This is a genomic window from Acinetobacter sp. MF4642 (assembly GCF_002018925.1).
GTDB lineage: Bacteria > Pseudomonadota > Gammaproteobacteria > Pseudomonadales > Moraxellaceae > Acinetobacter > Acinetobacter johnsonii.
The window spans coordinates 1-19,564 of sequence record NZ_MVON01000023.1; the positions used below are offsets into that span (position 1 = coordinate 1).

18 protein-coding genes and 1 pseudogene are annotated in these 19,564 nt (G+C 43.1%); 10 read left to right on the forward strand and 9 right to left on the reverse strand.

Features of this window, described 5'->3' with window-relative positions; genetic code table 11:
- The 3 genes and pseudogenes from MF4642_RS12100 to rimI form a co-directional block, all read left to right on the forward strand.
- A pseudogene (locus tag MF4642_RS12100) lies at positions 1-170 on the forward strand (elongation factor Tu); the annotation flags it as partial.
- A gap of 293 nt (positions 171-463) precedes the next feature.
- Complete coding sequence (locus MF4642_RS12105; RefSeq protein ID WP_078426377.1) at positions 464-1,345, forward strand: metal-dependent hydrolase; 882 nt, start codon at positions 464-466, stop codon at positions 1,343-1,345.
- A gap of 104 nt (positions 1,346-1,449) precedes the next feature.
- The gene (rimI, locus tag MF4642_RS12110; RefSeq protein WP_078426378.1) at positions 1,450-1,908 is read left to right on the forward strand and encodes a ribosomal protein S18-alanine N-acetyltransferase; all 459 of its coding nucleotides are present in this window, start codon (positions 1,450-1,452) and stop codon (positions 1,906-1,908) included.
- A gap of 27 nt (positions 1,909-1,935) precedes the next feature.
- Here rimI and MF4642_RS12115 read toward each other — a convergent pair whose 3' ends face one another.
- The 3 genes from MF4642_RS12115 to trxB form a co-directional block, all read right to left on the reverse strand.
- Positions 1,936-2,751, reverse strand: coding sequence for an arginyltransferase (locus MF4642_RS12115; protein ID WP_078426379.1), 816 nt, complete (start codon positions 2,749-2,751; stop codon positions 1,936-1,938).
- Positions 2,752-2,772: 21 nt separating this feature from the next.
- Positions 2,773-3,504 carry a leucyl/phenylalanyl-tRNA--protein transferase gene (aat, locus tag MF4642_RS12120; RefSeq protein ID WP_078426380.1) on the reverse strand — a complete coding sequence of 244 codons (732 nt, stop codon included), beginning with the start codon at positions 3,502-3,504 and terminating at the stop codon, positions 2,773-2,775.
- An 86-nt stretch (positions 3,505-3,590) separates the two neighbouring features.
- Positions 3,591-4,544, reverse strand: a complete 954-nt coding sequence (gene trxB / locus MF4642_RS12125; RefSeq protein ID WP_004694912.1) for a thioredoxin-disulfide reductase — start codon at positions 4,542-4,544, stop codon at positions 3,591-3,593.
- Positions 4,545-4,839: 295 nt separating this feature from the next.
- On the opposite strand from trxB, the gene MF4642_RS12130 reads away from it, so the two are divergent.
- Together MF4642_RS12130 and MF4642_RS12135 are read left to right on the forward strand one after the other, a co-directional pair.
- Positions 4,840-7,932, forward strand: coding sequence for a DNA translocase FtsK (locus MF4642_RS12130; protein WP_078426381.1), 3,093 nt, complete (start codon positions 4,840-4,842; stop codon positions 7,930-7,932).
- A gap of 57 nt (positions 7,933-7,989) precedes the next feature.
- Positions 7,990-8,895 carry an AEC family transporter gene (locus MF4642_RS12135; RefSeq protein WP_078426382.1) on the forward strand — a complete coding sequence of 302 codons (906 nt, stop codon included), beginning with the start codon at positions 7,990-7,992 and terminating at the stop codon, positions 8,893-8,895.
- Positions 8,896-8,959: 64 nt separating this feature from the next.
- On the opposite strand, the gene MF4642_RS12140 is transcribed toward MF4642_RS12135, so the two are convergent.
- The 6 genes from MF4642_RS12140 to MF4642_RS12165 form a co-directional block, all read right to left on the reverse strand.
- Complete coding sequence (locus MF4642_RS12140) at positions 8,960-9,247, reverse strand: PA4642 family protein (RefSeq protein ID WP_078389442.1); 288 nt, start codon at positions 9,245-9,247, stop codon at positions 8,960-8,962.
- Positions 9,248-9,368: 121 nt separating this feature from the next.
- Positions 9,369-9,641, reverse strand: a complete 273-nt coding sequence (gene minE, locus MF4642_RS12145) for a cell division topological specificity factor MinE (protein ID WP_004694905.1) — start codon at positions 9,639-9,641, stop codon at positions 9,369-9,371.
- Positions 9,642-9,643: 2 nt separating this feature from the next.
- On the reverse strand, positions 9,644-10,456 hold the full coding sequence (gene minD / locus MF4642_RS12150; RefSeq protein WP_010326008.1) for a septum site-determining protein MinD: 813 nt from the start codon (positions 10,454-10,456) through the stop codon (positions 9,644-9,646).
- A 69-nt stretch (positions 10,457-10,525) separates the two neighbouring features.
- Entirely contained in the window at positions 10,526-11,257 is a 732-nt protein-coding gene (gene minC, locus MF4642_RS12155) for a septum site-determining protein MinC (protein WP_078426383.1), read from the reverse strand.
- A 123-nt stretch (positions 11,258-11,380) separates the two neighbouring features.
- Positions 11,381-12,430, reverse strand: coding sequence for a hypothetical protein (locus tag MF4642_RS12160; RefSeq protein WP_078426384.1), 1,050 nt, complete (start codon positions 12,428-12,430; stop codon positions 11,381-11,383).
- A gap of 10 nt (positions 12,431-12,440) precedes the next feature.
- Positions 12,441-13,373 carry an acyltransferase gene (locus tag MF4642_RS12165; protein WP_078426385.1) on the reverse strand — a complete coding sequence of 311 codons (933 nt, stop codon included), beginning with the start codon at positions 13,371-13,373 and terminating at the stop codon, positions 12,441-12,443.
- Positions 13,374-13,629: 256 nt separating this feature from the next.
- Between MF4642_RS12165 and MF4642_RS12170 the strand changes: the two genes are divergently transcribed.
- From MF4642_RS12170 to argB, 5 genes are all read left to right on the forward strand, one after another.
- Positions 13,630-14,280: an OmpA family protein gene (locus MF4642_RS12170; RefSeq protein ID WP_078389445.1), complete on the forward strand. Its 651-nt coding sequence runs from the start codon at positions 13,630-13,632 to the stop codon at positions 14,278-14,280.
- 126 nt (positions 14,281-14,406) lie between these two features.
- Positions 14,407-16,446: a UvrD-helicase domain-containing protein gene (locus MF4642_RS12175; RefSeq protein ID WP_004694892.1), complete on the forward strand. Its 2,040-nt coding sequence runs from the start codon at positions 14,407-14,409 to the stop codon at positions 16,444-16,446.
- A gap of 42 nt (positions 16,447-16,488) precedes the next feature.
- Entirely contained in the window at positions 16,489-16,941 is a 453-nt protein-coding gene (gene dut, locus MF4642_RS12180) for a dUTP diphosphatase (protein WP_004694889.1), read from the forward strand.
- A gap of 196 nt (positions 16,942-17,137) precedes the next feature.
- Entirely contained in the window at positions 17,138-18,565 is a 1,428-nt protein-coding gene (locus MF4642_RS12185; RefSeq protein WP_078426386.1) for a phosphomannomutase/phosphoglucomutase, read from the forward strand.
- Between the two features lie 10 nt (positions 18,566-18,575).
- A complete protein-coding gene (argB, locus tag MF4642_RS12190) occupies positions 18,576-19,478 on the forward strand; it encodes an acetylglutamate kinase (protein ID WP_004984290.1) in 903 nt (300 codons plus the stop codon).
- The last annotated feature ends 86 nt before the right edge of the window (positions 19,479-19,564 follow it).

Consider the following 19,564-nt stretch of genomic DNA (forward strand, 5'->3'; position numbering starts at 1 on the left):
CTGGCGCGATCAAATTACAAGATGGCGTTGAAATGGTTATGCCTGGTGACAACGTAGAAATGTCAGTAGAATTAATCCACCCAATCGCAATGGACCCAGGTCTACGTTTTGCGATCCGTGAAGGTGGTCGTACAGTTGGTGCTGGTGTAGTTGCTAAAGTAACTGCATAATCATCTGATTGTGTGAAAAAAAAGCGCTCCTTTGGGGCGCTTTTTTTATTTATTCATTTTACTGCGAAAGTGATTATTTTAGGCAAGATACATCATGTTTTAGTGTTCATCCTAAAAATAGCGTAGAAGTTTAAGAACACTAAATTGTCTAACAATCTACGCTTAAAACTGTCCTAAACTGATATTTTGCTGACCCTAACTGCACTTATGGGCGGAGCCCAATCACGTAAGATAAAAAGACGAAAACAACTATAAGTAATGGATGTCTTCAGGATATTCATAGGAGCAGAAAGATGAATGCAAAGGTAAAAATCACCAACCGTGCGGGCGCGAGTTTCCCTGTACGTCGGATGAACTTTGAGTTTGAAAGCGTACCTGAATATTGGATGAATGGTTCAGCTGGACTGACCCATTTTATGACTGCGCTTTCGGCACTCTTTCCAGCAGGTGAAATGTTTTTTATCGACAGTGTTCGTGTCGTTAGACAGCATCCCTCAATCAAAGATAATGCCGAACTACAAAAAGAGATTTCAGCCTTTATTGGTCAAGAAGCGATGCATACGCAAGAACATGAAGGTTTTAATGCTTCGGCACAAAAGTATGGGCACGATGTTGCAACACTTGATCGCTATACGGATCGTGCAATTCAAACCACGCGTAAAGTGTTTGCTTTTCTCGGCAAGCCTGTGGGTATTACTCAAGAGATGGTGGATTTAACAGCAACCACCGCGTTGGAACATTTTACTGCAACTATTGCCTCTCAGTTGTTGGTCAATAACCACATTCAAGAGCTGATGAGCGATGAAACGATGAAAACCATGTGGTTATGGCATGCCATTGAAGAAAATGAGCACAAAGCTGTGGCTTATGATGTGTTTGAAGGTGTTTTTGGAAAGGGAGTCAAATCCTATTTACTGAGAACAGGATCGCTGGTTGCAGCCATGGCCATTTTATTCTGCGTGCAGTCGTATTTTGTGTTTCGGTTATTAAAGCAAGATAAACAACTGAACAGGGCGGCGTTGAAGGATATTTATACCTATGCGTATAGTCCATCGAAAGGAATTATTACGGGGATGGTACGTGAAATGATCATGTACTTTAAACTGGGTTTTCATCCTAATCATCACGACACCGACACTTTACTTGAGACGTGGAAGCTAAAATTAGGGTTTTAAGTAGTTTTGGCTCTTTGAGCGATGTAAATCGCTCTTTTTTTTGTTCGGTTTTTAGCACAAATTTTTTATACTGTGACCTCCACATTTTAGAAAGATAAACGAAGATGATTCGTTTAATGCAAGCTGCGGACTTAAGCCAAGTTGCGCAGATTGAAAATTTAGTTCAAACCCATCCTTGGAGCCTAAAACAGTTCCAAGAGTCCATGCAGTCTTATCACAGTACCGTGATTGAACAGGCGGGGCAGGTTGTAGGCTTTTGTATCCTCCAGCCTGTTCTTGATGAGGCCAATTTATTGTTGATGGCCATTCATCCAAGCCAGCAGGGCAAAGGGCTGGGTTATCAGCTATTAGATGCATCACTGGCGCAACTCAAAAACAATCCCATACAAGTGTTTTTAGAAGTCCGTGAGAGCAATCAGGCGGCCATTGCTTTGTATGAAAAGTCCGGTTTTCATCAAATTGATTTGCGTAAAAACTATTATCCTAAAACGGAAGGTGGTCGTGAGCATGCCATTATCATGGTGAAATCGTGTAGTGATGACTTTTCCGAGTTATTTAAATAAGAGAGCAGTCGTGCTTGTATGGCGCCATTATTTAATAATGGCGTTATTCCACCCCGAAGGTAGGGTGGTCATTAAGGAGTTTCCCAGTTGCTGCACTTCCTCGCTGCTCAGGCTATGATTGAGTCTGCGCCACTGACCATCAATCAGCAATTCTAGCGGTAAATACTGCGATTTGTAGTTCATTTTTTCTGAGTGCGGCACCCAATAGCCCAAATACACAAACTGCAAAGCGCGTGCTTTGGCGAGCTCGATTTGTTTTAAAATGGCGAAAGTCCCCAGTGAGCGTTTGTTTTCATCGGGATCAAAAAAGGTATAAACCGCAGATAAGCCATCATCTAAAGGGTCGCAGGTCGAAACACAGATGAGCTGGTCTTCTTTCCACAGTTCTAAGAAAAAGCTCTCGGTACAGCTATGCACGAGGAATTTATCAAACTGATCGCGGCTGGGTGGGAACATGTCTCCATCTGCATGGCGTTTAAAGATATAACGCTCATATAAGTCATAATGTTTTTTGGTGGCATCCGCAGTGCGGGTAATTTTTAAAGTGAGATCTTGATTGCGTTTCCATGCTTTTTTTTGACTGCTGTTCATTTTAAATTCGCGCACAGATACGCGGCTAGACAGACACTGTCGACACAGATGACACTCTGGGCGGTAGACAAAATCACCACTCCGGCGAAAACCTACGCGAGAAAGTTCGGACAGCGTGACGACATCAATACGATGCGCTGGATCGAGAAATACCATCCGGGCTGACTTTTTTTCTAGATAGCTGCAGTCATGCGGTGGCGTGATGTAATACTGTAAATCATTCAGTAGGGACTTCGGGTGATACGAATTCATGATAAATCCCTCTATTATTCTTTATTCAGTCAGTCGCGCATTTTGCGCTATTGTTTTACTTGAAAATACACCCTCCTGATACATTTTCCAATCGATAGCAGGTTGATTTACAACATCTTGTAACGATTTTAAGTAGGTTTGCCGAGAAAGTGTACAAGCACCAAGACTTAAAAGATGATCATTGACCAATTGGCAGTCGATCCAAGGCAGCTTATTTTCACGTCCAATCAACATCAGCGTATAAAATGCCATTTTTGAGACATCCGTTTCGGTACTGAACATAGACTCCCCAAAACAGCCGTGTCCAATGCTGATGCCGTATAGTCCGCCAACCAAGCGTGTTTGATCCCATACTTCAACACTATAGCCATAACCTGCATCAAACATTGCGCAGTAGCCATCAATAATGTCTTCGCTGATCCACGTGTCATCAGCGTAGCTACGTGGTAGTGAGCAGGCACGGATCACTCGTTTAAAAGCCTGATTGATAGTGATGCGATAATCCTGCTTTTTCATACTCCGAATGAGGGTTTTACTGGGCTGATAATCCTGCGGACGGATGATGCAACGTGGCTCGGGGCACCACCAGCAAATGGGCTCGCCTGTTGAGAACCATGGAAACAAACCATGGGTGTAGGCTTCAAACAGGGTAGAAGGGGAGAGGTCTGCACCGATACAAATTAAGCCTTCACCTTCGGGGTCAACTTCAAGTGGATCGGGAAAGATATACTCAGAAGGTGGTAACTGCTGCATAGTGGTGTGTATACATGATAAAAAATGACTTTAAGATCATACATAAAAAAACCGCCTATGGAAGGCGGTCTTTTTCAAGGCTTAGATTATTCGCCTAAAGCATCCAAATACTTTTCTGCATCTAGCGCAGCCATACAGCCAGAACCTGCTGAAGTGATCGCTTGACGATAAACGCTATCAGCAATATCACCTGCTGCGAATACACCTGCGACAGAAGCGGCAGTCGCGTTACCAGATGTACCGCTTTGGACTTGGATATAGCCATCACGTAAGTTCAATTGACCATCAAACATTGCACTGTTTGGTTTATGGCCAATGGCAACAAACAAACCTTGAACATCAATATCTTGTGTAGATTCGTCTTGAGTTGATTTTAAGCGAACGGCGGTTACACCCGTGTTGTCACCTAAAACTTCATCCACTTGGTGATTCCAAATGATGCTGATTTTGCCTTCTTTTTCTTTCTCAAATAAATGATCTTGAAGAATCTTTTCAGAACGCAATGAATCACGACGGTGAACCAAAGTCACATGCGATGCAATGTTAGACAAATATAGTGCTTCTTCAACGGCAGTATTACCGCCACCCACAACCATGACTTTTTGGTTTTTGTAGAAGAAACCATCACAGGTTGCACATGCGCTTACGCCTTGGCCCATAAAAGCAGCTTCAGACTCAAGACCTAAGTACTGAGCGGTCGCACCTGTGGCAATAATCAGTGCATCACAAGTGAACTCATCCATGTCACCTTTGAGTACAAATGGACGTACAGAAAGGTCGACTTCATTGATATGATCGTAGATGATTTCAGTACCAAAGCGTTCAGCATGCGCTTGCATACGTTCCATCAGTGCAGGACCTGTTAAGCCTTCAGGGTCACCCGGCCAGTTATCAACTTCAGTCGTTGTCGTTAGTTGACCACCGAGTTGGATACCCGCAATCAATGTCGGCTTTAAGTTGGCACGCGCAGCATATACCGCAGCACTGTAACCCGCAGGGCCTGAACCGAGAATAATCAAACGTGAGTGACGAGCGCTCATACGTAGAATCCTTTTTTTATTTAGAAATTTGTGGAATTATACGTGAAACTCTATAACAGTTGTGTGAGTTCAATGTCGATATTATTGATCAATCAAATCGATTTGAGCTATATAGAAGAAATATGCGGTGTAGAGCAGGAAAAAGTGGAAAAATCATCTGCTCGCTATACATAAAGCATTTAAGAATAGTGCATCTTTTTATAAAGAAGAGGTGCATAATATGACGTTTATTGTGAAACTTTTGCTTTAGGTTTCGAACAAAAACATTAATGAAGAATTTGTTACAGGACAGTATATGACTGAGGTGTCGGGTGCTTATGCACAGCGCTTATTAATGACATTATTTTTAGTCTCGTTTGGCATTTATTTGTTCCTTGCTACCGTGACCTATACCCCATTTGATCCGGGCTGGATGCATATATCAAGTGATACCTTGCAAGTCTCGAATGCCAGTGGCGTTGCTGGGGCGTGGATTGCTGACTTATTGTTCGGTTTTTTAGGCTGGGCAAGTCTACTTATTCCTGTGTTTTTGTTCATTGAAGCCATTCAAGTATGGTGGCCGCATAGTTTTTTAAACCGCCCATTTCGTTATGCTGCACAATTCTTTATTTTGCTTGCAACCGCCAGCTTACTGTTCTTGTTTTGGAAAGTTCCAGCGGACACTTTAGACAATGCCTCTGGCGGCATTATTGGTTATGAACTGGGACAAAGTTTGTCGCAGATTTTAACCATTTACGGTGCAACCTTATTTTTGGTCGTGTTTACCGTGGTCTTATTGACCTTGGCTTTCGGTATCAAATGGAACCGTACTTTCGCGACCCTCAAAGCAACTCCTGCGTATTTACAAGATTTATTTTACCGTAATGTGCCTGAAAGCGAGTCTGCCTTTGATCGCACGACGCCAAGCGTGAAAAAAGAAGTGATTGCAACGGCACCGAAAAAGAGTGTTGAAGAGACCGAATTGGTCGAGGCACCAGCCGTGCAAGAGGCATCAGTTAAAGCACCTCAGCGCGACTATTCAGCAGAGCATTTGTTTAATGACATGGTGGCCAAAGAGCAACGTGTTCAAGAAAAACAGGTGGATGTGGATGATGAAGTAGAGCTTGAGCGGACTATAGAAAAAGCGCACCAATTAGAACAAGACAGTCAACGCGTGGTGGCGACAGGGGAAGTGTGGCGTGCATTAAACTCAGGTGAAGATCAACGCCATAAAAATGATATTGATGCTTTACTTCGTGCTGCCGAAGAAGATCGCCCATTTAGTCAAGAACAACATTTTCAAGCAGTGGTGCAAGATCATACAGCGCCAATTGCTGATCCTAATTATTTCCAAGACGATGCTCCTGCACAGAAGAAAAATGTTGATTGGGATGATGATGAAATCTTTGACGAGCTGCTTGCTGCCGTACCCAATGGCAAAACAGCAACGGATGTTCACAGCCCCTTCAATACGCCTGAACCGGTGTCTCATTTACATGTGGTTGAAGATCCAATTGCGGTAGCCGAGGTTGCAACCTTAAGTGCTGCTGTGAGTCCAGTTGCCTTTCAACCAGCGCCGAGTGGAATTGCAAAAGCACAGCTTGATGAGTTGGATGATTTAGACGAATTCCTTGCTGAAGATTGGTCGGAGCAGAAAGTTGCTGCTTCAGATGTACGCACCAGCAGTAGTTATGCGCAGTCATCTGCTTTTGTACAAGCACCTATCCAGCATCATAATACCGCAAGCACAAGTGCTACAGCGACTGTAGCCAAAGAAGTTTTGTCCAAAGAAGCGTTTATTGAAGCATGGCAGGACACCGCTGGAAAACCGCAAGAAGAAGACGACTTCGATTTTGATGCGCCACTGACGGATGCATCAGGCCGTCCAATGTCTTTGTCCATGCAAGTAGCAGAGCGTCGTCGTGATTTATCACCACTGCCAGGACTGGATTTACTGGATGAAGTTGATCTGAATAAAAAAGTCAATTTCACTGCTGAACAGTTGGCGCGTTTATCTGAATTACTTGAAATTAAACTACAAGAGTTCAATGTCAAAGCTAAAGTGGTCGAAGCGCAGCCAGGGCCTGTAGTAACTCGTTTTGAGTTAGATTTAGCACCAGGGGTGAAAGCCTCTAAAGTCACCAATATTTCCCGTGACCTTGCGCGTTCAATGTCGATGGCTTCTGTACGTGTGGTTGAGGTTATTCCGGGTAAACCGTATATCGGGATTGAAGTGCCGAACAGCACACGTGAAATGGTGCGTTTAATCGAGTTGTTGACCATTCCTGCTTTTACCGATCCGAATAGCATTCTTTCGATGGCAATGGGTAAAGATATTTCGGGTAATCCAGTGATTGCTGACTTAGGTAAGGCGCCGCATATGTTGGTTGCAGGCACCACAGGTTCAGGTAAATCGGTGGCAGTGAACTCGATGATTTTATCGATGTTGTTGAAATATACGCCGAATGAGTTGCGTTTAATTTTGATTGACCCGAAACAGTTGGAACTCGCGAACTATAACGATATTCCGCATTTGCTTACCCCAGTGGTCACGGACATGAAAGATGCGGTCAGTGCTTTGAACTGGTGTGTGAATGAAATGGAACGTCGTTATAAGCTGATGTCTTTCTTAAAGATCCGTAAGCTAGCGGACTATAACCGTAAAGTGGAAGAAGCGATTGCCAATGGCGAAGAGCTGATTGATCCGACCTGGAAAGCCAGTGATTCGGTTGCTGGTGAGCGCGCACCACGTTTGACACCATTACCCTCGATTGTAATTGTGGCGGATGAGTTTGCTGACATGATTATGCAGGTCGGCAAGAAAGCTGAAGAAATGATTACGCGTTTGGCACAAAAGTCACGTGCCGCGGGCATTCACTTGCTACTTGCCACGCAGCGTCCATCGGTCGATGTGATTACTGGTCTGATTAAAGCCAACATTCCAACACGTGTGGCTTTACGTGTGAACTCAAAAATTGACTCACGCACGATTTTGGATGCTGGTGGGGCTGAAGACTTACTCGGTCATGGTGATATGTTGTTCTTAGGCCCCGGTAAAATTGAACCTGAACGTGTACATGGTGCCTTTATTGCCGATGACGAAGTCAACCGCATCTGCGATGCTTGGCGTGAACGGGGCTCGCCAAACTATGTCGATGAAATCTTAACGCCATTTGATGAAGAACCTAGTTCTCGCGGCTTTGAAGATGGCGATGGCGATCCAAACCGTGATGCACTTTATGACCAGTGCGTATCCTTTGTATTGGAAACACGCAAGGTTTCGGTGTCCTCGCTACAACGTAAGTTTAGTTTGGGCTATAACCGTGCCGCGCGGATTGTCGACCAAATGGAAGAAAATGGGATTGTGAGTGCGCAAGGTGCGAACGGTAAGCGAGAAATTTTAGTTTAAAAAGAAAGCCTGCGGATTGCAGGCTTTTTCTTAATCATTCAGTTTAGGCATCCAGTCATGCAAATTATTGATGCATTAATTCCATTGGTAGTACTCATTGCCATGGGGTATGTATTAAAGCGGTATCGCTTTTTAACGGTGGAATTTTGGCAAGGCGCTGAAAGACTGAATTATTGGATTTTGTTTCCTGTTTTGCTGTTCAGTAGTCTAGCCACCGTTCATTTTAATGTCGGGCAAGTCTTGCCAGCGCTTGCTGTGGTCTTTAGTGTGACCTTGCTGATGAGTGTGGTGCTGTGGGTATTAAAAGCGGTGTATGGTACGCCTGTGGCGCAATTTGGCGTCTATTTACAGAGTCATATTCGTTTCAATACTTATATTGGTTTGACCAGTATGGCTTTGATTTTTGGCGCTGCAGGGATGCAAGTCTTTGCCATGATTATTGCCTTTGTTATTCCTTTAGTGAATGTACTTTCCGTACTTGGTTTTTCTCAAGGGCAGGGACTGTCTTATAAAAATATTGCGTGGTCGGTTGCGAAAAATCCACTGATTCTGGCTTGTCTGGTCGGGCTCATTTTTAATTTTTCAGGTATGCATTTGTCCGAGAGCATTAACCAATCTTTAAAGCTAGTAGCAGGGATGAGCCTCCCGCTTGGGCTCTTGTGTGTGGGCGCAGCACTCCAGTTTAATGCGTTAAAATATGCTGGCCGAGCGCTAATTTTAAACACTTTTGGGCGTTTAATCTTGGTACCTATTTTAGCCTATGTAGGCTGTCTATTATTTGGTTTAGCAACATTTGAAACCATGATTGTAGTGGTATTCTTCTCGCTCCCAACGGCCTCAGCAGCCTATGTCCTGACCAAATATTTTCAAGGGGACAGTCAACTCATGGCAGCAATCATTAGTTTGCAAACTTTGTGTTTCGGTTTGACTTTTCCACTTTGGATGTGGTTTTTACAGTCATAAAAAATGCCAGTCTTCTAGGAATGAGCTGGCATTTGTAGGTCATGTGCATTAAGCAGATCTAGGCTTAGGCGAATTTAGCCAAAACCTCTAAGAAGGGAGCTGCTTGACGTTGATATGCGGCAATTACTTCATGGATACGCTGACCTTCTGGATTGGTTGCATTAATGTCGCGACCATCCGTTTTAAATTGGGTGAGCAGACGCTCATAATCACTTGGGCGCATGTGTTTAAAGGCATGGTACAACACATGAAAATCGCCATTCACACCTTCAGGAGGAAGCTGAGTTAAGTAGGCAAATACACGCTCATCTGACCATTCTTCATTGAACGTTGCTGGCTGAGATAATGCCATAGCAATCTCCTTGCTGGTTTAATCATTAAAAAAGGCAAAATATGGGAGACAAAGAAAATACTTTCTTGTATCTGCGCATATTCTGCCTTGATTCAATTTGCTTGACTAATCAAAAATCAGATTAACGTTCTTCAGGCAAATTGATATTCATTTCAAGCATTTCAATATTCGCTTCAGAACGGACAGCCATTTGAATGTGCTGTTCATCTACACCGCGAACATAGCGATTCACCACTTGCATGATTTCTTTCTTCATTTGGTCGATTTTGTCTTGGCTAAGACGTTTACCTAAACCGCTTTCAGACGCTACGATGACTTTCAAACGATCTTTTGCGGTTTGAGCACTAGACGGTTTTTCATCATTACTAAAAAGCTTACTCCAAAATCCTGCCATGTCTACGCTCCAAATAGTCGTGCTAACCAGCCTTTAGGCTTCACCGTAATATGACGGTAAGGACGTTCTTCACCTAAGAAACGTGCCACAAGGTCATCATAGGCTTGGCCTGCTGCTTCTTCAGTAAAGAGAATCACTGGTTTACCTTCGTTAGATGCTTGTAAAACACTCTTACACTCAGGAATCACTCCCAAAGTTGGCACACGTAAAATATCTTTAGAAATGTCGTCAATGGTTAACATTTCTTGTTTATCGGCACGTTCAGGGTTGAAGCGTGTGATACACAAGTGTTTACGAATACGACCTTCATTCATTTCAACTTTTTTGGTTTTGCTGTCGAGCATACCAATAATACGGTCAGAGTCACGTACAGATGAAATTTCAGGGTTGGTCACAATAATCGCTTCATCGGCATGGTACATTGCTAAAATTGCACCGCGTTCGATACCTGCAGGTGAGTCACAAATAATGTAGTCAAACTCTTGTGACAACTCATCCATGACACGTGCTACGCCTTCATCAGTTAAGGCATCTTTATCACGGGTTTGCGACGCAGGTAAAATATATAAATTCTCGATATCTTTATCGCGGATAAGCGCTTGTTGTAATCGAGCTTCGTTATTTAATACATTGACAAAATCATACACAACGCGGCGTTCACAACCCATGATCAAATCAAGGTTACGTAAACCTACGTCAAAATCGATCACAACAGTTTTGTGACCACGTAGGGCTAAACCTGTTGCAAAAGATGCACTTGTCGTAGTTTTGCCTACGCCACCTTTGCCTGATGTTACGACAACAATTTTCGCCACCGAATCCACTCCTGTTATGGTTTAAATCCCCTTATTTATCATTTGGGGCTTTTGGTGTTTATTTATACATTAAAATTCAAGCGCTTCAAATACAAGCTCTTGTTGATCATTTAAGTAAATATGTGTTGGGCGTTTTAAATGCTGCGCTGGAATATCATCTGCAACACAATAGGTCCCCGCAATTGAAACCAATTCAGCTTCTAAAGCATGACAGAAGATGCGTGCAGCGCTGTTTCCGCCCGCGCCGGCAATGACTCTACCACGAGCACTACCATAAATATGTATATTTCCTGAAGCAATCACTTCCGAGCCACTGTTAATGCCTGCGGTAATAATGATATCGCCTTGATTTTGCACCAAGCACTGACCAGTACGTAAAATTTCGTCATGGTATGAAGTTGCATGGCGAATGACAGGTGCTGCCGCAACGGGTGCATTGATAGAAGCTGTCGCAGCAGGAGCAGGGGCTTCAACCACTTGCTCTTTGGTTGCTTTGACTTCTTGAAGTTGCGAGCTAATACCATGTCCTTGCGCTGGAATCACAGGGAACTGAATGGCGCGGGCTTGTTCAGCCAAAATTCCTTCTTGTACTGCCATCGGCTGTACATCCAGATCCAGCAATAATTGAATCAAGGAAATTAGCTCTTGCTCCACGCTACTTTCCAGAACAACTAACGCTCCAGCAGTCGATGCATTTTGTAATGTTTTACTTAATTGCTGTCGGATTGCATCATGATCATTGGTGTCAAGGGTAATGCGAATCGCATTGACCATTCTGCCAGTTATCCGGATATCAGCCATAATTTTTCCTTAAGACTTCTCAGATTTATTTTTTACTAAAGAAGTGATGTTGTAAATAGAGCAAATCCTAGAACAAAATGGAGGATTGCACTAGCTGCGTTTGTAATATTTTTACCTTAATGCTTATTCTTTGGCTTGATCATCTTTTTCAAGCTCTTCTAACCACTGTTTCACCTTAACTTGCTTGCGAATGGCATCCAAACTTTCATAAACAACAGACTCAACCAACTGTTCCAAAGACTGATTGTCGATTTTTAAATCACTGACTTTTTCAGCTATCAAGCGATAGGTAGCATTGGGCTGTGCAGAATTTCCAGTTACCATTGGTTCCAGTAAACCTTGTGTGATGTTTTCACCGAGTCTTTGTCCGATACTTTGAATTTGTTGTTCAATTCTTCCCCCCACAATTGGTATTAAACGTAGTAATTGGGTGAGTTCAGGGGTATCTTCAATCGCACGATTCACAATCAGACCGACATTTTGGGCAATGAAATACTGTCGCTGTTTCAGTTCAGTGGCGAGAGATTCTTGTAAAATTTCAGCCAATGCCTGTGCAAATAAAGCACGATGATGATCGACGAGGTCATGGATAATTTTTTTATGGGTCGAACTGGTATTTAATTCGTGCTTCACTCCATCCAATACAGTAATCACGACGCGGTCAGAGAGCTCTTCCATCACCACGCGGTAGTAAAATTTGGCTTTGGCTTGTACCGACTCAGGAATCACGTTATAGCCCAATTCATGCAGGCGAAAAGCAATCACCCCTGCACGAAATAATCTTAAAAAACGTAAATGAGGAATAATCGCTAAAATTTCGTACCAATGAATGAAGGGAAAGAAAAACCAGCGACGATGGTGTCGATAAACGATCGCAATGCCCCAACGCACCAATAGTTCAGTAATCAAGAACAGAATAAACCAAGCTTCTGTGGTGATGACCCACGGATGTAAATGCTCACGATAGAAGCTTAAGACACTTTCTAGGTGAATGGCATGAAAAAACCATCCACCAATATTGCTCATGATAAAAAAATTAGCACACAAACAAAACAAGTTAAAAATGATGAGAAACACCATAAAAATGTCATAGATCAAAAACAGTTTGAAATACAAACTTTGTGGATCAACCTGATGATATTTAGACTTTTTGACTTGGTTATTCTGCATCATGCATAGACCCTTACTGGGTTAAATTGGAGGTTGAGTATTTGGCTTTCATTTTTTCAATCAATTGGTCTTTTTCAGTCCAAAGTTGATCGACCCACTGTTGGAATTGTTCACGAAAGTGAGCATCGTCTTCATAGTTTCCAGCAAGCACCCATGTAGGAATATCAATTTTACGCAAATTAACCGCAATCCGTGGGACTTCCCCGAGCCAAAATTCGCTATAGCCAGGTGCGCCGTCGGGATAGACAATAGTCATATCTACTAAGGCATCAATGTCATTACCTAAAATACTTAAGGCTAAGGCCAAGCCACCCGCTTTCGGTTTAAGCAAATTTTGGTAAGGCGATTGCTGCTGTGCATGCTTCTCTTGCGTAAAACGCGTGCCTTCCAAATAGTTTAACAAGGTGAACGGTTGGCTGAGCAGTTGTTCACAAGACTTACGTGCCTCTTCCATATCGCGTGTTTTCAACGCAGGATTTTTCGCAATTTGTTCTTTACTATGCCGCTTCATCATCGGGAAGCCGAGAATTTTAAAAGCTTGGCCGACAAATGGAATAAAAATAAGTTCCCACTTGGTAAAGAAGCGGGTAAGGGGCATACGGGTTAAACCAAAATATTGGTTAACCGTGGTGTCGACCCAACTTTGGTGGTTACAGGTCATGAGATAACGACCTTGCATACTTAGCTCAAGACCATCATCGACAGAAATATCCCATTTCGTGCTGGGCAAGACATGATCGATTAAATAATTGTTCACAGCCAGCCAACTGTTAGTGATTTGAATATTCGTCTCATCCACCTTTTTAGATTTTTTAAACAGTTTGGTCAGGCCAAGCGCAAGCACTGGAGGGCCATGAAAAAAAGTACTGCCTGTAATGACTGAACCAACAGTTAAACCACGTGTGATTTTTTTTAATAAAGGTTGTTTTTGGTTTGGTGATGACATAAAAATAAACCCTAAAATATAATGCGTTTCGCAACTCGTTCTATTTCTAAAGCTCAATATAGTACGGGATGATCAAATAGAAAAGCACCAAGCATTAACTGTGTAGAAATTGTGACGAAGAAAGCCTTGAAAAGGAAATTTTTTATTACATATTGTAAATAAAGGCTTTATTATTAACAAAAAATCAATGGTCTAGATCATCGTTTTACGACAATATTCGTTCTATAAACAAAACACACAAAGAAGGAGGCATGCGATGCGTGCACTAGCAATTTCCGCAGTCGTTGGGGCAATGGTTCTTACAGGTTGTCAAAGCACTGGTAATAACATTGGCGGTGTAGAATACGATAAAGCTGCTCTAGGGACCTTAATTGGTGCTGCTGCAGGTTATGGTGTTTCTAAAGGAAACGCAAACACGAGTCGTCAGAATAACCGTGCTGCAGCGATTGGTGCTGTACTTGGTGGCGCAACTGGTGTTTACCTTGACAACAAAGAGAAGAAACTTCGCCAACAAATGGCGGGGACTGGTGTAGAAGTTAACCGTAATCCAGATGGCTCTGTAGGTTTAATCATGCCGGGTAACATTACTTTTGATACCAACAAATCAAACATCAAGCCGAACTTCTATTCAACTTTAAACAAAGTTGCGCAAACCTTAACTGAAGATAACAAGAGCGGTATTCTTGTAACAGGTTATACAGACAGTACAGGTAATGATTCAATCAACATTCCTCTGTCTCAAGCGCGTGCGCAATCTGTAGCAAGCTACTTGGCATCTCAAGGTGTTTCTACAACACGTATTAATGCACAAGGTCAAGGTTCAGCAAACCCAATCGCGTCTAACGCGACTGCTGAAGGCCGTGAGCAAAACCGTCGTGTAGAAATCAGCATCTACGCAATTCAATAATTTTTATTGAAGACTGAAAAACCACCTTCGGGTGGTTTTTTTATGACTGTTAAAATATGAATTTGCATTATGCATCTGTAGCGGAGATGACTATAATCGAGCTCGGAATGAAATAGAGGAAAGACTATGTCACTGGCAAGTCAATTAAACGACAAGCAACTTGAAGCCATGAAATACACTCAAGGACCCTTGTTAGTACTTGCAGGGGCTGGTTCAGGTAAAACTTCGGTGATTACCCGTAAGATTGCCTACTTGGTGAAACACTGCGGCATTCCTGCTTATCGTATTACCGCGATGACGTTTACCAACAAAGCAGCACGTGAAATGAAAGAACGTGTCACCAAGCTGCTGTCACGTGAAGAGGCAAAAGGGCTTTCAGTCTCGACCTTCCACACCTTTGGCCTAAACATGTTGCGTTTAGAGCTGAAACACACGCCATTAAAAAATAATTTTTCTATTTTAGATGCAGACGACTGTAAGCGTATTTTGATGGACTTGATGCACCGTGACAATTTATCCGGTGCGGAAAGTAAAGAGCTGATTGCCAAAGCCATGAAGATGATTTCAGATTGGAAAAACGATCTGATTCCACCTGAGCAAGCACACACCACCTGTGAAACCGCAGAAGATGTTCAGTTTGCGCACTTGTATCAACTGTATGAGCGTAATTTACGTGCCTATAATGCGGTCGATTTTGATGACCTGATCGTGATGCCGACGCGTCTTTTACAAGAAAATGCAGAAGTACGTGAGCGCTGGCAAAATCGCATTCGCTATTTATTGGTCGATGAGTATCAAGACACCAACACCGCACAGTATATTTTGGTGAAATTGCTGGTGGGAGTGATGGGTCAGTTCACAGCGGTGGGTGATGATGATCAATCGATCTACGCATGGCGTGGTGCCAAGCCTGAAAATATGGCTTTGCTGAATGAGGATTTTCACAATTTAAAAGTGATTAAACTCGAACAGAACTATCGTTCGACCAGTCGTATTTTGAAAGCGGCCAATACTGTGATTGGTAACAATCCACATATTTTTGATAAAAAACTGTGGTCAGATAAAGGCCATGGTGAAGTAATTCGAGTGATTACGTGCCGCAATGATGACGATGAGTCAGAACGCGTGGTGAAAGACTTAATTACGCATAAACTGATGAATGGTAAAAATTGGAAAGATTACGCCATTTTGTATCGGGGTAATTTCCAAGCACGTGCACTGGAAACACAACTGCGTCAAATGCAGATTCCGTACAAATTATCAGGCGGTCAGTCGTTCTTCGGACGAGCTGAAATCAAAGACGTGATGAGCTATTTGCGCGTCATTATTAACCCTGAAGATGACAGTGCATTTTTACGGATTATCAATACACCTAAACGTGCCATTGGGCCTGTGACTTTAGAAAAGCTGGGTCTGTTTGCACAAGAAAATCATTTGTCGTTGCTCTCTGCAGCGGGTGATCAGCGTCTCACCATGGTGATTCCTAAAAAAGCCACCACACAGTTGGCGGAGTTTGCAGACTTCATTACCACCTTTACCCGTGAGTTGCTTGAGGATGATGAACCTGTGCCCATTATCCGTAAGATGATGGTTGAAGCAGGCTATATCGACTATGTCAAAGAGTCTGCGGCGACGCCTGCACAGGAAAAAACCAAGCTAGATAATATTGAAGTGCTGTATAGCAGTATTCAAAGTTTGATTAACCGTGCTGAAGATGTTGATGAGAAAAACATTGAAAGTGTAATTCGTAAAATGGTGTTGCTGGATATGTTAGAGCAGCAGCAAGAAGAAGAAGACACTGACAAAGTAAACCTGCTCACGCTGCATGCATCTAAAGGTCTAGAGTTTCCATATGTTTATCTGATTGGTCTTGAGGAAGAGTTACTGCCGCATAAAAACTCGATTGCCGCAGATACGGTTGAGGAAGAGCGTCGCTTGATGTACGTGGGCATCACCCGTGCGCGTCAGGGTTTAACCATCACGCTTGCAGAACAACGTAAGGCGGGCGGCCAAATGAAGCAAATGACACCAAGTCGCTTCTTGGATGAATTACCGCAAGATGAGTTGGAATGGTTAGGGCGTAAAAAGAAACTGGCGGGCAATGTCGATCCGAAATTACAAGCGCAGCATTATTTAGACAATTTACGTGCGTTGATTAAGCGCTAAATATTTTTTGTTTTAGAAATTTATTGTACTAGGAAAAAGAGAATGAAAGTTCAGGTTAAAGTGTTGGATTCACGTTTAGGCAATGAATGGCCAATGCCAACCTATGCGACAACGGGTTCAGCAGGCTTAGACCTTCGTGCATGTGTCGATGCTGCGACCGTCATTGAACCGGGACAAACTGTTTTGGTCAAAACAGGTCTATCTATTTATATTGAAGACCCACACTTTGCAGGTTTAATTTTACCGCGTTCAGGCCTAGGTCATAAGCACGGCATTGTTTTGGGTAACTTGGTGGGATTAATTGATTCGGACTATCAAGGTGAATTGATGGTGTCGGTTTGGAACCGTAGCCAAACAGCTTTCAGTTTAGAACCAGGTGAACGTCTTGCACAGTATGTACTTGTACCTGTGATTCAAGCACAGTTCGATATTGTGAATGAATTTGAAGCGACAGAACGTGGTGCAGGTGGTTTCGGACATACTGGTCAAAACTAATCTGTCAGTGATAAAGTAAAACAACAAAGCCTCTCCATGAAAGAGGCTTTGTTGTTTTAATACTGAATGATCATTTTTAGTTCATAAAAAGTTACAACTATTTTTTGAATCCTTAGTAAAATTAAATGCAGCGTTAAGCATAACAACAAGGACAGCTGAAAGAGCTGTTGATCTGAATAAATTAGAAGTTAGACCTATGGATTTTCAGCCAAAATTTCCTGCACATATTTTTCGTGCCTATGACATTCGTGGCAAATTGGATGTCATGAGTGCTGAGCTGATTCGTGCCATTGCACAAGCGCTCGCAACTCAATATTTAAAGACTGGGCAGACACGTTTAGCCATTGGTTATGATGCTAGACAAAGCAGTCCTGCTTTTGCAGAAATTATTTACAAAGAATGTCTTAAACAGGGCTTAGATGCGCAAATCATCGGATGTTGTGCTAGTCCTGTGTTGTATTACACGGCACGCCAGTTTGATGGCAATGGCATTATGGTGACAGCCAGCCACAATCCGAAGTCGGATAATGGGATCAAATGGATTATGCAGGGTGAGCCCCCTTTACCTGAGGCAATCCAGCAGGTGGCACGCGATGCAAATGAATATTTTGACAGCCATGCAGAGATGAACTGGCAAACGTCGCCACATCAGATCGTGCCTGAATATTGTCTGGCTTATCAGGCGGCATTGCTCAATGATATACAGCTCATGCCTCAACCTCGATCCTATAAAGTCGTGGTGGATGGTTTATACGGTTCAGCGGGACGTTGTGCCGTCTTGGTCTTAAAGAAACTCGGCTGTGAGGTCTATGCTTTACGCTGTGAGGCCAATGGTGAATTTCCTGAACATGCCCCCGATCCCTCTCAAGCCAAACATCTAAATCTGCTGCGAAACGCCGTGCAACAGCAGCATGCTGATATCGGTATTGCTTTTGATGGTGACGGTGATCGTGTTGTATTGATTGATGAAAAGGGCGTAATCATTTCAGCAGACCGTTTATTGTCCTTGTTTGCGCACATGTGTTTGGCCGATCATCCTGAGCATGAAGTGGTTTTTGATGTGAAATGTTCCACCATGGTTCGAAATACAGTACTGGCCCATCAGGGTATTCCAAAAATGATTCGCACAGGCAGTTCTTTTCTACGTAAATATTTGGCGCAATCTGAAGGGCATGCGGTTTTTGGCGGTGAATATGCAGGGCATTATGTGTTTAATGATGGTCGTGGCTTTGGTTATGACGATGGTTTATATGCCGCACTACGTGTGTTGGAATACTTAAGCTTGAAGCGATGCACTTTGTCGGAAGCACTGGCAGACTACCCAGAACGTGCCAGTACAGAGGATATTTATATTAGCACCCATCAGATTTCACCCGCGCTGGTTTTAGCGAATGTGGAAAAACAAAGTCAGCACTTTCAAGCGGAAATGAGTAAAATTGATGGCGTAAGACTTGATTTTGAGGATGGATTTGGCATTATTCGAGCATCGAATACGGGCGAGTATTTTACCGTGCGTTTCGACGCGGACAGTGATCAGCGGCTTCATCAAATTCGCCATAACTTTGTGTACATGCTGACGGCAGATTATCCGCAGATTGCACAAGACCTATTAGACGCCCATTAAGGAGAGGCACATGCCACATCAACATACTGGCCTCGACAAAGCACAAGTCCTGACTGAAGCTTTGCCGTATATTCAACGTTTTGCTGGAAAAACGCTAGTAGTGAAATATGGTGGCAATGCAATGACCGATCCTGAGCTTGAGAGCTCGTTTGCACGTGACATCGTTTTGTTAAAAACCGTCGGTTTAAATCCAATCGTGGTGCATGGCGGCGGTCCACAAGTGGATTCGTTTTTAAAGCAATTGGGGCGTGAGTCTGACCGTATTGATGGCATGCGTGTGACCGATCCAGCGACCATGGAAGTGGTTGAAATGGTGTTGGGTGGTAGTGTGAATAAATCCATCGTGAACTTGATTAACCAACATGGCGGTCGTGCCATTGGTTTAACGGGTAAAGATGGTAACTTACTGCGTGCACAAAAGTTACTGATGGAAAAAACTGCGGAAGATGGCACAGTACAAAAAATTGATCTTGGCCTAGTGGGTGAAGTGACCAGTGTTAAAACTGATGTATTGGAAATGTTTACCAGTGGTGATTTTATTCCTGTGATTGCACCCTTAGGTGTGGATGAAGAGGGCAACACCTATAACATCAACGCGGATTTGGTGGCTGGAAAAGTGGCTGAAGCTTTAGGTGCTGAAAAGCTGATTTTGTTGACCAATATTTCAGGTGTTTTAGATGAAAATAAAAACCTGCTCACTGGTTTAACCACCCAAGAAGTTGACCGTCTCATTGAAACGGGCGTGATTTACGGCGGGATGATTCCGAAAGTGGGTTGTGCTCTAGATGCGGTGAAAGGTGGTGTGGTAAGCGCGCATATTGTGGATGGTCGTGTGCCACATGCAACGCTGTTGGAGATTTTCACCGATCATGGTGTGGGTACATTAATTACCAATCGCAGTAATAAGCACTAAATATTTTGAAAAGCCTCCTCGGAGGCTTTTTTTAGGCCTATGCATTTTATAAAAATGGTTTTATGCGTGAATGTGTTCGGGTTATG

Coding starts and splice junctions, on each gene's coding strand:
- MF4642_RS12105 (WP_078426377.1), top strand. CDS start 464: ATGAATGCAAAGGTAAAAATCACCAACCGTGCGGGCGCGAGTTTCCCT.
- rimI (WP_078426378.1), top strand. CDS start 1,450: ATGATTCGTTTAATGCAAGCTGCGGACTTAAGCCAAGTTGCGCAGATT.
- MF4642_RS12115 (WP_078426379.1), bottom strand. CDS start 2,751: ATGAATTCGTATCACCCGAAGTCCCTACTGAATGATTTACAGTATTAC.
- aat (WP_078426380.1), bottom strand. CDS start 3,504: ATGCAGCAGTTACCACCTTCTGAGTATATCTTTCCCGATCCACTTGAA.
- trxB (WP_004694912.1), bottom strand. CDS start 4,544: ATGAGCGCTCGTCACTCACGTTTGATTATTCTCGGTTCAGGCCCTGCG.
- MF4642_RS12130 (WP_078426381.1), top strand. CDS start 4,840: ATGACTGAGGTGTCGGGTGCTTATGCACAGCGCTTATTAATGACATTA.
- MF4642_RS12135 (WP_078426382.1), top strand. CDS start 7,990: ATGCAAATTATTGATGCATTAATTCCATTGGTAGTACTCATTGCCATG.
- MF4642_RS12140 (WP_078389442.1), bottom strand. CDS start 9,247: ATGGCATTATCTCAGCCAGCAACGTTCAATGAAGAATGGTCAGATGAG.
- minE (WP_004694905.1), bottom strand. CDS start 9,641: ATGGCAGGATTTTGGAGTAAGCTTTTTAGTAATGATGAAAAACCGTCT.
- minC (WP_078426383.1), bottom strand. CDS start 11,257: ATGGCTGATATCCGGATAACTGGCAGAATGGTCAATGCGATTCGCATT.
- MF4642_RS12160 (WP_078426384.1), bottom strand. CDS start 12,430: ATGATGCAGAATAACCAAGTCAAAAAGTCTAAATATCATCAGGTTGAT.
- MF4642_RS12165 (WP_078426385.1), bottom strand. CDS start 13,373: ATGTCATCACCAAACCAAAAACAACCTTTATTAAAAAAAATCACACGT.
- MF4642_RS12170 (WP_078389445.1), top strand. CDS start 13,630: ATGCGTGCACTAGCAATTTCCGCAGTCGTTGGGGCAATGGTTCTTACA.
- MF4642_RS12175 (WP_004694892.1), top strand. CDS start 14,407: ATGTCACTGGCAAGTCAATTAAACGACAAGCAACTTGAAGCCATGAAA.
- dut (WP_004694889.1), top strand. CDS start 16,489: ATGAAAGTTCAGGTTAAAGTGTTGGATTCACGTTTAGGCAATGAATGG.
- MF4642_RS12185 (WP_078426386.1), top strand. CDS start 17,138: ATGGATTTTCAGCCAAAATTTCCTGCACATATTTTTCGTGCCTATGAC.
- argB (WP_004984290.1), top strand. CDS start 18,576: ATGCCACATCAACATACTGGCCTCGACAAAGCACAAGTCCTGACTGAA.